The sequence below is a fragment of the Sorangium aterium genome (genome assembly GCF_028368935.1).
GTDB lineage: Bacteria > Myxococcota_A > Polyangia > Polyangiales > Polyangiaceae > Sorangium > Sorangium atrum.
This window is the reverse complement of record NZ_JAQNDK010000004.1, coordinates 263,416-278,041: the sequence shown is the minus strand read 5'-3', so window position 1 is coordinate 278,041 and position 14,626 is coordinate 263,416. Positions and strand designations below refer to the sequence as shown.

Below are 14,626 nucleotides of genomic sequence, written 5' to 3'. Positions count from 1 at the left end.
GCGGACACCGATTCGGTCAATCGAAGTTCACGATGTAGTTCTCCCAGTTCTCACCGACCGAGAACAACTTGAAGGTCACCTGCCGTCTCGGGGGCTCTTTGCATTCCGGCCACCTTTCGTAATCGACGATCACGAACCGGCCTGCCTGCACGCACAGGCCGCGCATGTTGACCTGGAAGTCCCCGCCGGTGGCAGGCCAGTGCTTCGTCCCATCCGCGCGCTCGGCGAAGTAACCGTAGTCCGTGGAAGCGTAGAGCTGTTCGCTGGATACGACCTTGCACTGCCCGGGCGCGATGGACCACCACCCGCGCGTCACCCACGGATTGGGGGCGGAGCTCAGGTTGATCCGCATGGCGAACGCCGCATTGACGGGCCGGTCGGAGCGGTTGCAGAACTTGATGTTGGCGAACGCCGGCGACGCGTACGCCGTCGAGAGGCCGATGAGCGCCGCAGTGATGAAGAGCCTTTTCATGATCATCGAGTCCTTCCTCGTGGGTCGATGTCCCGAATGGGCACGAAGCCGCCCCGTTCAGGGGTGGAAGGCCACGGCGCAGAGCTCGGCGACCACACGGCATTCCGCGGCGTGCCCCGCGGCGTAGCGGCGGCACTGCTCCCGCGCGCGGCTTCGACCAACCCCGAGCGCCGCGGAGACACCGGCGCCGCCGGGCTCGCTCTGGCTCTTCCACCAGGCGCCCCAGGTGCCATGGTCGTCGATGGCCAGCGCGCCGCAGGCGTTCTGAAAGGCCGCTGCGATGAAGCAGTCCTTCGCGGGCGACCCGCGGTTGCAATCGGCGAGGGCCAGCCGGCCGGCCTCATCGCTCGACCTCCAGGACTGGGCGGTGGCGGCGCGGTTGCTGGTCGTGGAGTAGGCGATGGCGCCGAAGGAGTCGTTTGCCGCGGCCGCGGGCCAGACAGCGAGGATCACCGCGGTGGTGCAGAGAAAGTGAACACTGGGTTGAATGACGCGCACGATGGATCGGTCTCAGGCACCGTACATGCCAGCGTGGCGCAGACAATACTACACAGCCCGGTGAACTCGTTGGATCTGCTGGTCTTTGTAGGCGGATCGGTGGATCCGTACTTTTGTGGTTTGTGTCGATTGCTGGTCGTTGGCGGGGAACTCTTGACAGAAGCTCCGGTCGATGACGAGCGACGACCAGGAAAAGTAGCGATTTCGAGCGGGCGGCGGCGCCGCCGAGCGGGACACGCGCTCCGCCTGAAGGTGCTTGATTCGACTCCGAGGGCGAACCTCTCGACCCGCGATCTTCAACCGCCTGGACCTCGAGCGCGGGGAGCCCCGGCTCGAGATGCTCGGGCAACGGGCGTCGACCCCTCGCCGGTCTTGCGGGGCCGCGCATGTGCGCGGATGCGCGACCACCGCGGCGCCTGGAATGCCCGCCTCCCAGGCGGTGATCCCGGCATGATGAGGCAGTCGCCGCCTTCCCGGGCGGTCGGGGGCGCCCAAAGGGGCGCGGCGGACGCACAGCCGGAGGTGTCGCGCCGCGTCTTGCCTGGGTGACACGGCGCGGCTGCCTCATGGGGACACCGCCGGACATCCCCGGATCAAGCCGCACCCCTTCGGACCAGCGCCCGCAGGCGCGGCGAGAGGGCGCGGCCCGAGAAGAAGAGGTCGCGGAACCAGCGCTGCGCCGGGTCGTCGTCGTGGCGCTGCGACCACACGGCGACGACCTGGGCGGCGGGCAGCTCGAAGGGGGGCGCGAACACCCGAAGCCCGAAGAGCTCGCGGGCGCGCTGGGCGACGCTGCTCGCGATCGTGCAGAGGAGGTCGGAGCTGCGCACGGCGAGGGGCGCGGACATGAAGTGAGGCAGGCGCAGGGCCACCCGCCTGGTCTTGCCGAGGCGGGCCAGGGCGCGGTCGACGGCGCCGTCGCGGTGGCCCTCGACGCTGACGAGGACGTGGCCGAGGGCGACATAGGTGTCGAGATCGAGGCGGCGCTTGATCGCCGGGTGGCCTTTGCGGGCCATGACGGCGAAGGGTTCCTGGTAGAGCGGGGCGCGGCGGAGGCCGGCGGCCGGCACCGGCTGCGAGGCGCCGAACAGGGCCAGATCGATGTCGCCGCGGACCAGCGCGGGGGTGACGTCAGGGGAGAAGCGCTCGATCTCCAGGCGGACGAAGGGGGCGTGTTCGCCCAGGTGGTCGAGCACGTCGGGCAGCGTCGTGAGCTCGAAGTAGTCGACGGTGGCGACGCGGAAGGTGCGCGCCGAGGTGCGCGGATCGAAGGGCTCGGGGGAAGCGAGGGCGCGGCGGAGGTGCTCGAAGGCGGCGGGCAGGGCCGCGCGGAGCTGGAGCGCGCGCGGCGTGGGGGTGAGACCGCGGCCGAGGGGGACGAGGAGGGGATCGCCGAAGAGCTCGCGCAGGCGCGCGAGGGAATGGCTCATCGCCGACTGGCTGACGTGGGCGCGGCGCGCCGCGGCGCTGACGCTGCCCTCGACGAGCAGCGCATCGAGGGCGGGGAGGAGGTTCAGGTTGATGCTCCGTATATCGATCTCGCTCATGCCTGGCATGAGATACATCCCATTTTCCTCATGGGTCCAGCGACGCATGCTGGGCGGCCTATGAGAGCATGCGACGCCGAGGTCATGGTGACGGGGGGTACGGGATTCATCGGGCGCTGGCTGCTGGCCGAGCTGACCCGGACGAAGGCCGTGGCAGCGCCGGTGCGCCGGGCGCGGCAGCGGGCCGCCGAGCTTTCCGCGTTCGTCGACGCGCACGGCGGCGATTCGCGGCGGCTCCTGGTGGTCGAGGGCGACGTCGAGGCGGCGTCGCTCGGTCTGTCGGAGCGCTTCGAGCAGGTGCGCGACGTCTATCACCTGGCGGCGCGCTTCGCCTTCGGGCTCGGCGTGCAGGAGGCGCGACGCTGCAATGTCGAGGGCTCGCTGCGCGCGGCCGAGTGGGCGCTCGGGCGGCCCCACCTGCGGCGCTTCGTCTACCTCGGCGGCTACCGCATGATGCACGCGAGCGCCCGGCCTGGCGCGGAGAGCGTGCTGACGCAGCGAGCGTGGGACCGGCTCTACCGCCAGCACGGCGCGTACGAGGGGTCGAAGCACGAGTCGTTCCTCGCCGTGCGCCGCTTCGCGGCCGAGCGCGGGCTGCGCTGGACGGCCGTGCATCCGAGCAGCGTCATCGGCGACTCGCGCACCGGCGAGACCACGCAGCTCACGGGCGTCGGCGAGATGGTCGAGCAGCTCTGGCGGGGCCGCCTGCCGGCCCTGGTCGGCAGCGAGCGCACCTTCCTGCCGCTGGTGACGGTCGACTACCTGGCGCGCTTCCTGGCGAGCGTGCCCGAGCGCCCGGAGACCGCGGAACAGGACCTCTGCGTCCTCGACCAGGCGACTCCGCGGCTGCCCGCGCTGGTCCGCGGCATCGCCGCCCACATGAGGCGCAGCCCCCCGGCGTGGGTGCTGCCCCTCGGCCTGGTGCGCCTGTTGCCGGAGGCGCTCACCGGGGTGACGCGAGAGAGCCTGTCGTTCCTCGCCGAAGATGCGTATGACACGAGCGCGGCCGACGCCCACGCCCGCGCGGTCGGTCTGGTGATGCCGCCGATCCACACCAGCGTGGAGCGCTGGTGCGACTACCTGGTGGCGACGCGCTTCGGCGCCACACCCGGGAATGCGCCCGGCCGCCGGCCGGCGTCCTCCGTCGCCTGATCCGCGATCGGGGCCGCCCCATGGCCAGCGACGACTCAGGGCATCGGGTACACGAGCGAGAGCCCGGCGACGCACATCTCGTCGAACGTACTCCCCTCGCCGTAGGCCACGTCGATCGTCGAGATCATATTCGCCTCCTTGAGCGCCTTGACCACGTACGGGTTCTCCGTCGAGTTATTGTACGTGCACCGGATCTGGAGCACATCGCCCGGCTCGAGCGTCGGGAGCATCTCGATGGGCGCGTCGTAGGAATACGAGCGCTGCCAGGAGAACTCCCACTTCGGCGCGTGCGCCAGGCACTCCTCCTTGGGTTGATCGGGTGAGCCGTTCGCCCGCGTGACCGTCACCTTCTCGTCGAAGCCCAGGTAGTGCATGTGCAGAAAGTCGCCATAGATGCGCGTGCCCGGCGGGAACGGCATCTCTTGCGCTGCGGGCGAGTCCGGGGCCGGGATCGTGAGCTGCTCCGTCTCGACGTGGCTCTTGCTGTCCGCGGGGATCAGGAACTCGACGCCGTTCTTGTCGCCCGGACCCGGCAGCAGCCCGAAGCCAAGCTGGCCGACCGGATCATCGAAGTTGCCGATCAGGTGGTACAGGAAGCCGTACTTCGGCTTCTCCTTGGTGAGCCTGAGCTGGATGCGCGTCAGGTCCGGGTCGGCCGTCGTGCCGGCGGGGTGGTAGTGGATCTGCATCATGAGGAGCGACCCCTTCGGGATCAGCTGACCCACCCCCTCGGGCAGATCGACCGGGTCGGCGCCGGGAGCCCAGGCTGTGAGCATCTGGAGCGATCCAATCTCCACGCCATTCGGGACCTCGCCGGCGCCACACGGAAAGCTTCCGTCGGGGCCCGCCAGGCTCGCAGACTTCCCCTCCGGATCGATGGAGATTATCCCATGGTGAACGACCTTGTGGTTGCCGGGCACCATTTGTAAACCATTGAGGTACTGGTCCTCGGTGAGCCCGGGATCGATCATGAAGCAGCGGAACTCGTCCTGCTCACCGGAGGTGACGTAGGGCTCGTTCGGATGAACCTCGAGGGTCATGCCCGGCAGGCCGGGGCTCTTCGGCGCGAACGCGGCGGGCGCGTCCTTCGGATCACCCTTGGGGGTGCCGGCCTTGCTCCAGGCCTCCAGCGTGCTGATCTCCTCGTCGGAGAGGCGGATGTCGCCCTTCCACGCGTGACGGGTCGAGCACTCGTCCGTGTCACGCACGGCGAAGGGCGGCATCGTGCCCGCCTTGGTCGTCTGGACCATGAGCGCCGCGACAGCCCTGGCGTCGTCGTACGCGGTAAGGCTGAAGGGCGCGATATTGCCCGCGGAGTGGCAGCCCATGCAGCTCCTCTGCAGGATGGGCTCGACGTCTTTGTGGAAGGTGGGGCTGCTCCCGGTAACCTGGGGCTCCGTGGGCTCGTCGCCCCCGGAGCAGCCGGTGAACGAGGCGACGCCTGGCAGGGTGAGGGCGAGGGCGCACAGCGAGGCTCGGGCGACGGAGCGCGAACGTATTGAAGCAGGCATGAGACCTCCGGGCAGCCGGATCCTTCACGAGCGGAGGGTCCGGGCGCTTGGCAAGGAGTCACGTTTTGTTCGACGGCGTTTCAGATATGTGTAACATGCATATAATCGCCTTCTCCGAAGCGTCAAGGAAATTTGTGCAAAATACACGGATCACAAAAGAGAAGCTCCGCGTGCTCCACGGAGCCGCGGGCGACCTGATCGCGCTCGTGAATCAGCCGCAGCGCGATCAGGCGCTGCTCGCGGAGGCGGGCATCTCCCTGGATCGAGCCCTCTTTCCGCTGCTGGTGGGGATCGAGCGCTTCGGGCCGGCTGGCCTCCTCGGCGACCCGGGGGACCAAGGTAAGATTCAGACAGCTCGGCGCGGGGGCGGTCCGGCGCGGGCCGCGGTGGCGTCTGCGTGTCATGCTGGCCCAGACACGGCGCCAAGGCACGCTCCCTCTTGCCGGTCGTGCCCTGGCCCATGCTGCCGCGAAAGGAGCTACGAACCCTACCTCGCTTGACGACGTGCTGTTCCGGCCACCGCGTCGCGCGACGACACCGCCGGGGTGGCTCGCTTCCATCCTATCAAGGAGCGTTCATGCGACTGTCATTCTCTTCGGCACACTGCGTCCTCGCCTTGGTCACCGGGCTCACGGGCATGCTCGGGTGCTCGGACGACCCTGGTCCCGGCAGCAGCGCGCCCGACACGGGCGCGCCCAGCGAGCCCGACGCGGGCGCGCCCGACGGCAGCCCGCCCCCCTCCGCGACGTTCGGTCCACTCGGCGATCGGCCGGATCTGCCCGTCGACGGGCGGCTCACCATCGACGGCCTGCTCTCTGCGGTCGATGTCGTCCAGGACAGGGACGGTAGGCCCCATATCTATGCCGAAAACCTCGTGGACGCGATGCGCGTCGAAGGGTATCTGACGGCGCGCGACCGCGCGCTTCAGCTCGAGATCTTGCGGCGCACCGCCGAGGGGAGGCTCGCAGAGCTCTTCGGCGACCTCGATCCAACCACCATCGATCAGGACATCGCTCTCCGCCATGTCGGGCTCGGTCGGATCGCCAGGGCCCAGTACGACGCGCTCCCCGAGGGGGAGCTCCGCCAGATGCTCGACGCGTACGCGGACGGGGTGACCCAGGTGTTCAGGAAGATCCGCTCCGGGGACATCCGCCTCCCCGAAGGCGCGACGGGGATACCCGCCAAGGCGTTCACCGACTGGAGCGGCGTCGACTCGCTCGTGATCAGCCGCTTCCAGAGCTACCTCCTGTCGTTCGACGCCGAGCTGGACATCACCATGCAACAGCTCTTCGACGCCGCCCGGACGACGTTCGCGTCGAGCAGCGCCGATCCGCTCGCGCAGAAGCGCGCCGGCTTCGAGCGGGACTTTTTGAGGTTCGCCCCCTCCGAGCCCGCGGTGACCAGCAGCGGCTACCCCGCCTCCCCGGCGCGGGAGAAGGCGCAGAAGGCGGAGGACAAGGCGGCGAAGAGAGCGCCTCGCGCGCGACGACCGGGCCGCGCCGCGCCGGGCCGCGCGAAGCTCATTTCGTCGCTGACCGGCTACCTGAGCGCGGTCCAGCGCGCCAGGAGCAAGGTCGCCCCGGAGGGCTTCGGCTCGAACAACTGGGCCATCCACGCGAGCCGGAGCGCGACGGGGCACGCGCTCGTGGCCAGCGATCCCCACCTGTCGCTGAGCGCGCCGGCCGTCTGGTATGCCGTCTCGATCCATGTCACCGCGCCCGAGGGCAAGGACGCGAGCCGCGATGTTCACGTCGGGGGCGTCACCTTCCCCGGGATTCCGGGGATCATCCTGGGCCACAACGAGCACGTCGGGTGGGGAGCGACGGTCGCGATGTACGATGTCACCGATGTCTATGCCGAGAAGCTCACGCCCGACGGCAAGGCCGTGCTCTTCAAGGGCAATCCAGTGCCCCTCCAGACGGTCGAGGAGGTCATCGCGATCGCTGGCAGGGAGCCCTATACCTACCGTGTCCCGATCGTGCCCCATCACGGCCCGCTCCTGCCGACCATCGTCGACCACGCGGTGGTGGATCCGGACCCGGCCGTGGGGGCGCTCAGCGTCCGCTGGACGGGGCTCGGGCCGACGAAGGAGCTGGAGGCCATCTTCGGCCTGCTGCGCGCTCGCTCGGTCGATGACGCGCAGGAGTCGCTCTCGAAATTCAGCGTCGGCGCGCAGAACTGGGTGATGGGCGACACAGCGGGCGACATCCTCTGGACGACGCACGCGGCGATCCCGACGCGGTCTCCTGAGGCGTTCGCCTGGGACGCGGCCACCTATACGGGCGTCCTCCCCTGCATGGTGCTCCCCGGCGACGGGACCGCGGAGTGGACCGGGACGCTCCCCGAGCACCTCATCCCCCGGGCAAAGAACCCGCCGGCGGGATACATCGCCACGGCGAACAACGACCCCATCGGGGACTCCCTGGACAACGATCCATCGAACGGCGCGCTCCCCGACGGTACCCCCATGTACCTGGGTTGCAGCTTCGACATCGGGTTTCGCGAGGGCCGCATCCAGGAGCGGATCGACGCCCACGAGGGACCTCTGTCGCCGGAGGATTGCGCGGCGATCCAGGGCGACATCAAGTCGGCGCTCGGCGCGAGGCTCGTGCCTCACCTGCTCCGCGCCATGGACCGCGCCGAGGAGGAGCGCGCGACGCCCGGTACTCACCCCGATCTGAGCGCGATCGTCGCGGACGCCGCATACGGCCCGCAGCGCCTCGCCGCCCTGCGGGCGCTCCTCGACGGCTGGGGCAAGGAGGCGGACTACAAGGCGGCCGCCGGCATCGATCTCGACACCGCCATGCCGCTCGTGGACGAGGGCGATGGCCCCGGCGCGCTCGACGCCCGCGCCTCGGAGGCGACCTTGGTCTTCAACCTCTGGCTCGTCCGGGTGGTGCGCCGGGTGCTGGGCGACGAGCTCGGCCAGATGGGCTTCTCGTCGTTCTCCCGGGAGCTCTCGGCGAAGGCGCTCCTCCACCTGTTCTCCGCCGATCGGGAGCAGCTCGCCACCTTCGATCCGGCCGTGCAGGACAGCGCGCTGTGGGACGACATGGGCACGCCAGCGGTCGAGTCCAGGGATGAGCGCGTGCTGCGCGCCCTGCTCGACGCCCTCGCCTGGCTCGATCGACAGGGCGGCTCCGGGGCTGCGGCGCCCCGCTGGGGCGCCTTTCACACGGTCACCCTCGACGCGCTCGTGCCCTTCTTCAGCAGCCTCAGCATCCCTCCGCCGAGCGATCCCCTCTGGAGCGGCGGCTTTCCGCGCGGCGGCGACGAGTTCGCGGTGGACTCCTCGGATTACCGCCTCTCGTGGGCGCTCGACGAGTCACCGGATTTCCGGTACGTCCACGGCCCGTCGCAACGGCTCGTCGTGGAGCTCGACCCGGCGGGGCCGAAGGCGTGGAACGCCATTCCCGGAGGCAATGTATGGGACGCCGAGAGCCCACATTTCCGCGATCAGGCGGAGCTCTGGCGAAAGAACCAGACGCACCTGGTGCCGTTCCTGCTCCCCGACGTGATCCAGGCGAAGGAGTCGCGCACGGTGGTCGAGGCGCCGTAGCGGGTGCGTCCTCCGGGGCCCACCCCGGAAGTCCGGGCTGCTCTCAGGGCAGCGCTTCGAGGCGAGGGGCACGAAGTCCATGCAGCTGGTCAAGACGCCCGCCGGCTGGAAGATCAGCGCGGTTGCCTGGGACGACGAGCGGGAAGGGCTGAGCGTCCCTCCGGCGCAGGACGTCACACGACGCAGCCTGTAGCCGATAGGCGCTCGCTCCTCGGAAGGCTGTCGCGAGGTCAGGAGCGCGTCGCTGGAATGCCGAAGCCATGCCCTTGCGCCAGCAGAGACCGCCCGGCGGAGACCGGCGCCGTTGGGCATCGGTGCGCTTCATGGAGTGAACGCCGGCCGCGACCTCTCTCTCCCCTCCGGTGCTGGCGCCAGACCGAGCAGCCCACCGACGAAGGTCACGGCGAGCGGCGCTCCAGCGGCCCTGGCCAGCCGCGACCCGGGTAGCTACCCCTCGGCGCAGCGCTCGATCAGGACTGCGAGCGGCTCCTTGCTTGCGGCGTAGCGGTGCCGCCAACGTAGCGCGCGACTTCCATCGCGTCGCGGGAGCCGCCGCCCAGCCAGCCAATGCGGGGTCAGGCCAATAAAGATCGTTCGCTGGCATGGATAACCAAGTCACGCTGGGTGCTCACCAACATTTCTGCGGATTTCGTCTACATCCATACATCCAAGCGAGCGAACGACCGCTTCTCTACACCTTACTTCACATCGGCGGGCGAGCTGATCACGTCAGCTCTGCATCGAAATTTGCAACCTTGATGTGAAGAACGACCGAAGTATGCGACCTAATTGGGCGGTCGTTTGATCTTCGAAAGTGTTTCGTCTTGACCGGACGTATCGATCCGAGAATAAGTCGTTGTACGAGAGCGCCGGTATCCGCACCCTCTGGTGCTGGATGGTCTGCACCGATGGTTCGCGGCGCGAAGGCATGCAGCGGGAGGCTCCTCTTCTGCCCCCTGGTGCCTTCGCCCGTCACGGTCCTGTCCACCACAGCGGTTCGACGACGCCGGGGGAGAAAAAGCCATGCATTCGATTTCTCGAGGCTTCGGGTCGCGGTCGTTTGCCGCCGGGAAGCTCATCGCCGCGCTCGTGGCGATGTCGATCGTCGAGCGCCGCTCGATAAGGACGTGACTGCGGAGGGGCCGCCCAGGCCCCGATTCGAAGTCAGTCGCTGAACGGGTAACCCCACAGACGAAGCAAGTCTGCGACGGGGCACGTGTGTGCCTTCAGTCAAAGGAGACTCAATGCGTAAAATCAGCCGCTTCCTTGCCTTGACCTTCTTGGCCGGAATCTCCGGCGTGCTCGGCTGCCTGGGCGGCCCCGATTCGGACGAACCGGCTGAACTGGCCGAAGAAGACGTGGGCGCGAGCGAGGAAATGCTGGTAGCGCGCCCCGCCGCGCGGCTCATCTTGACCGACCCCGTCATCGCGCGCCTGAAGGCGCGCGCCGCGGCTGGCGACGCCGCTTGGACGGCGTTGAAGAAGCGCTGCGACGATTACACGACCGGCACGATGCACCCGCCGAGCGGCAGTACCTACCCGGGCTACCCGAACGTCGGGCAAGGCTATCAAGGTGACGAGTATCCGCCGGTCGTGCGCGCGCTGGGCATCTGCTATCGCGTGACGACCGACACGGCCGCGCAGGCTCGCTACGGCGAGGCCGGCGTTCGCCTGCTGGAGGCCATGAGCACCCCGGTCGCGTCCGGGGGGCAGAAGCCGTCGACGGACCAGGGTTACGGCATCCGAAACTACGTGGTCGGTATGGCGTTCGGCTACGACTGGCTCTACCCGGCGCTGCCGGCCGCGACCAAGACGCGCCTGGTCGCTTCGATGAACGCGTGGATCGATTGGTACGACGAGAGCGGGTTGATCAAGAACGACCCGATCGGCAACTACTTCGCCGGCTACTACCTGGCCAAGACCGCGGCGGCGCTGGCGACCGAGGGCGAGAACGCCAAGGCCAGCGTGTACTGGAGCGACGTCGCAACGCGCATGTGGGGACAGCTCGTGAAGCCGAAGTTCACGAGCATGATGGGCGGCGGAGGCTGGCCGGAGGGCTGGGGCTACGGCAGCAGGGCCGTCTTGTACATGGTCGAGGCGCTGTGGGCGACCAAGACGGCGACCGGCCTCGACTGGTGGAAGGAGCTGCCGCTGGCCCGCGAGGAGGCGACCTATGCCCGGTACTTCACGTGGCCCTCGCTCAAGCACATGGACGACCAGGGCACGATTCGCGCGGGCATCGACATGCGTCCTTCTGCGGCGCTGTTCCTCGGTCTGGCGACCATGCTCGAGCAGCAGGGTGACACCTCGGCGGCCGTCGCGCGCGGCTTCGCCGCCGACGTGATCGCGGCGGCAGGCGACGACTCGGCGCCGTGGTCCAAGTTCTTGTATGGCGATACGGGCGCCGCCAGGAGCGGGTACCAGTCGAGCGCCTTGTCGCACTTCGCGGCCGGCCCTGGCCACGTCGGCATGCGCTCGTCCTGGGACAAGACGGCCGTGTGGGGGGCGCTGTCCGGCGGCGCGTACATCAACGCCGCCTACTCCGGTGAGCAGATGTTCAACGCCGGCGGTCTGAGCGTGGTGGTCGGCGATCAGCCGGTACTGATGAACGCGACCGGCTGGTTGCCCCAAAACTGCGGCAACGCCTGCGAGAACCTGGTGAACGACGACAGCTACGGCACGAGCCAGCGCCGGCTGCACAACACCTTCTTCGTCGACGACGCCACGAACCGGTACAACCCCGGACAAAATTCGCTCTCACCGGTCGATTCGAACGCCCATGTAGAGCGGTACGAGGACCGCGGCGCGTTCGTGCGCGCGCGCGCCACGGGCCTCGGAGACCAGTATGGCAGCGCCACGGTCAAGCCGGTCTCGCAGTTCACGCGCGACGTGGTGTTCTTCCGTCCAGGCAGCTTCGTGCTGTTCGACCGCACGACGGTGGCGAAGGCCAGCGCCGACCAGTGGATGAGCTTTCACACGCCCGTAGCGCCGCGTCAGGTGACCACCGCCGATGCGACACAGAAGCGCTTCGACGTCGTGGTGGGTGCGACGCTGGTCGGAAGCGTGCGCACGCTGCTGCCGAGGAGCGCGAGCACGACGACGACGACTCTGCCGGCTTCGACGGCGCGGCTCGAGGTGCACGCTCCGGTGCGCGCGGCGGCGCAGCAGTGGCTGACCGTCGTCTCGGCGGGCGCGGCGCTCGGCGAGCAAACGCGGCTGTCGTCCGCGGACGGCAACGTCATCGCCGGCAACGTGGTGGGCGTCGAGCTCTCGGCGCCGCAGAATCAGGTCGTGCTGTTCTCGGCCGATCAGGCCGCGACCGGCGCCGTGTCGAGCGCGGAGTACCTGGTCTCGCAAACGGCAGCCGAGCACGTGCTGGTCGACGTTGCGCCCTCCAGCTCCGGATATGCGGTCACGGCCGTCGCCTCCGGCGGAAAATGGCGCATCCGCGTGAGCGCGGGCGGCGCGCTGCAGGTGTCGGGCGCCAGCAAGACCTTGAGCTTCAAGGTCAGCGCCACCGGCGCTGTCACGGCGGGCTCCTCGACGCCTCCGACGTCGACGCCGACCACACCGCCGCCGCCCACCGAGCCGACGCCGCCGACGCCGTCGACGCCGACCGAGCCGACGCAGCCGACGACGCCCAGCGGTACAGCGCAGACGTTGACCTTCACGCAGGGCGTCAATGGCTACACCGGCGTGCAAGATCTGAGCATCTCCAGTTTGAATTACTCGTCCAGCAACCCTGTCGGCACGCTCTACAAGACCAACGACGTGCTCCTCGCCGACACGCGCAGCTACACCACCAAGGCGCTCATTCGCTTCGACGTCTCGCAGATCCCCACAACCGCCACGGTGACGGCCGCCACGCTCGACGTGACCTTCGAGAGCTGGGTCGGGCCGCAAGCCCTGAACGGCAACTTCATGAAGACGCCGTGGAGCTACAGCTCCGCGACGCTCGGCTTCACCAGCGGGGGCGCGGGCAGCAACTGGACCGCGCCGGGCATCGGCTCGGGAGACGTGCAGGGGCCGACCTTTCAGTTCCTGAACATCGACGCCAGCGGCTATCAGCGCAAATCGATCGCGCTCGACCCCGGCAGCGTGCAGAGGTGGGTCCGGAGCAGCGCCGCCAATCAAGGCCTCGTGCTCGCCAACGCCGCGACCGGCAAGGATCTGCGCATCTGCTCGAGCGAGGTGGCCAATGCCGCGAGGCGTCCGACGCTCTCGGTGACCTTCCAGTAGCACCGCGCAGCCGAGCGCAGGGGTGAGTCGTGCGAGGATCGCATTTCGGCTCCCCCGCCCTGCGCCGGACTCCCGCGCGTCATCAATTATCCATACATCGACGATGAGGCAGCCCTGAGGTCAAGGCTGGGGGACGACCTCGTTGGTGGGGTTGCCGTCGATGTCACCGACCACGTTGTTGGACCAATCAGCGTACGTACACGTCGCGCACGACGTCGTGTAGCCCCAGTGGCTCGGGCCGAAGACGTTGTTGCGCAGGATCATGTCCTTGCCGTTCTCGGGGTAGAAGTCGTAGGCGCCGAGCGAGACGAAGTTGTCGTGGACCTCGTAGTTCTGCAGCGTCGAGCCATCGACGCCCTGGGTGAAGAGCACGGCCGTGATGGCTTGCCAATAGTTCGGCACTTCGTTGCCAGTGGCGGCGTCGACGCCGGGCTCGAGTCGGTTGTGGCTGATCTCGAGCGGCCCGCTGCCCCCGTACGGGAAGATACCGCCCGTATGCGCGAGAGAGGGATCCGCCAGGTGCGCGATGTAGTTGTCGTGCAACCAGCTCTGCTCGACGATCGTGTTCTGGCTGCAAAGGCACATGCCGCCGGTATTGGCCACGTCCACCCGGGTCAAGCGGATGGTGCACGTCGCGCAGGCGTTCACGGCATGCTCGGTGAGGGCGGCGTTCGTACCTCCGAGGCCGACCGGCTCGGGGCGAATGGTCGTATCGCTGATGTTCAAGGTGAGCGGCGCGGACTCGTCGGCGTTGACCAGGATGCTGCGGTTCGTGGAGCCGGGCGGCGGCGCGATGATCGAGTTGGTGATGTTGACCGTGCCGTGGCAGCCGGTGCCGATGTAAATGAACGCGTGGAAATACATGTGGTCCAGATTGACAGTGCCGTCGCAATCGTACAGATCCCACTCTTTGCTCTGGTCGTCGCTGGGCCACACTTCCGTGTACCCGGGCGGCACCGGGAGCTGGGGATCGGATTGGGCGTAGGTGCCCACGCCGGGCGCGCCGACGGTGAAGCGATCGGGGTAGCCCTTGGCGCTTGGCGCGTCGCCGCCTCCTGCTCCGCCACCGCTTCCGCCGCTCGTGCCTCCGCCGCCGCTGCCTCCGGTGCCTGAAGACATGGATGAGGAGCTCGACTTCATCTCGTCGTCACCGCACCCTGCGAGGAGGGCGCACAGCAAGACCACCCCCGGCAAGCTCGGTCCGAGGCCCGCTGCAGGACGATTGGTCGCTCTCTTCATGAGATCTCCTTCGCTTTCGGGGACGTCGCGTCGCTCGTGATCGGAGTTGCAGCCGAGCAGTCTACGGCCTGCTGCACGCCGGTCCTCAGCCTCATAAGCCACTCGTTTTCGGGGTCATGGGATCCGGAGGACGGGCCGAAACGACGGTCGGTGAACGTGCCGCGTATCGAGGGCGGCGTCGATCGAATTCATCAACGCCCGGCGCCTTGAGGCGACGTGAAAGGGGATCCCCATCGGCCGTGGACGGCGCTGACCGAGTCGGCGCGCCCAGCATAAAAATGCAATTCGGCGCGAACAGCGGGATGCCGCCTCGTTCCACGCCTCGAACGCGGCTGTTCCAGATCGTCGCCTGGCGCCGCTCGGAGTAGCGCAGCATACTCTGGACGTGATTTTTGAGCCGTCGCGGGCGG

8 protein-coding genes are annotated in these 14,626 nt (G+C 68.5%); 3 read left to right on the top strand and 5 right to left on the bottom strand.

Annotated elements, in window-relative coordinates:
• Positions 1 to 16: 16 nt before the first annotated feature.
• The 3 genes from POL72_RS32390 to POL72_RS32380 all read right to left on the bottom strand — a co-directional run bounded on the left by POL72_RS32390 (position 17) and on the right by POL72_RS32380 (position 2,535).
• Positions 17 to 472, bottom strand: a complete 456-nt coding sequence (locus POL72_RS32390) for a DUF1036 domain-containing protein (RefSeq protein WP_272100429.1) — start codon at positions 470 to 472, stop codon at positions 17 to 19.
• A 57-nt stretch (positions 473 to 529) separates the two neighbouring features.
• Positions 530 to 970 (bottom strand): DUF4189 domain-containing protein, encoded by a 441-nt coding sequence (locus POL72_RS32385; protein WP_272100427.1) that lies wholly within the window; start codon positions 968 to 970, stop codon positions 530 to 532.
• Positions 971 to 1,563: 593 nt separating this feature from the next.
• A complete protein-coding gene (locus POL72_RS32380; protein ID WP_272100425.1) occupies positions 1,564 to 2,535 on the bottom strand; it encodes a LysR family transcriptional regulator in 972 nt (323 codons plus the stop codon).
• A 42-nt stretch (positions 2,536 to 2,577) separates the two neighbouring features.
• Between POL72_RS32380 and POL72_RS32375 the strand changes: the two genes are divergently transcribed.
• Positions 2,578 to 3,669 (top strand): SDR family oxidoreductase, encoded by a 1,092-nt coding sequence (locus POL72_RS32375; RefSeq protein WP_272100422.1) that lies wholly within the window; start codon positions 2,578 to 2,580, stop codon positions 3,667 to 3,669.
• A gap of 35 nt (positions 3,670 to 3,704) precedes the next feature.
• Here the strand turns inward: POL72_RS32375 and POL72_RS32370 are convergent, their stop codons facing one another.
• On the bottom strand, positions 3,705 to 5,180 hold the full coding sequence (locus POL72_RS32370) for a hypothetical protein (RefSeq protein WP_272100420.1): 1,476 nt from the start codon (positions 5,178 to 5,180) through the stop codon (positions 3,705 to 3,707).
• A gap of 577 nt (positions 5,181 to 5,757) precedes the next feature.
• Between POL72_RS32370 and POL72_RS32365 the strand changes: the two genes are divergently transcribed.
• Together POL72_RS32365 and POL72_RS32360 are read left to right on the top strand one after the other, a co-directional pair.
• Positions 5,758 to 8,739 carry a penicillin acylase family protein gene (locus POL72_RS32365; protein ID WP_272100418.1) on the top strand — a complete coding sequence of 994 codons (2,982 nt, stop codon included), beginning with the start codon at positions 5,758 to 5,760 and terminating at the stop codon, positions 8,737 to 8,739.
• A 1,244-nt stretch (positions 8,740 to 9,983) separates the two neighbouring features.
• Positions 9,984 to 12,977, top strand: a complete 2,994-nt coding sequence (locus POL72_RS32360) for a DNRLRE domain-containing protein (RefSeq protein WP_272100416.1) — start codon at positions 9,984 to 9,986, stop codon at positions 12,975 to 12,977.
• Between the two features lie 120 nt (positions 12,978 to 13,097).
• Here POL72_RS32360 and POL72_RS32355 read toward each other — a convergent pair whose 3' ends face one another.
• A complete protein-coding gene (locus POL72_RS32355; RefSeq protein ID WP_272100414.1) occupies positions 13,098 to 14,216 on the bottom strand; it encodes a hypothetical protein in 1,119 nt (372 codons plus the stop codon).
• Positions 14,217 to 14,626 lie beyond the last annotated feature (410 nt).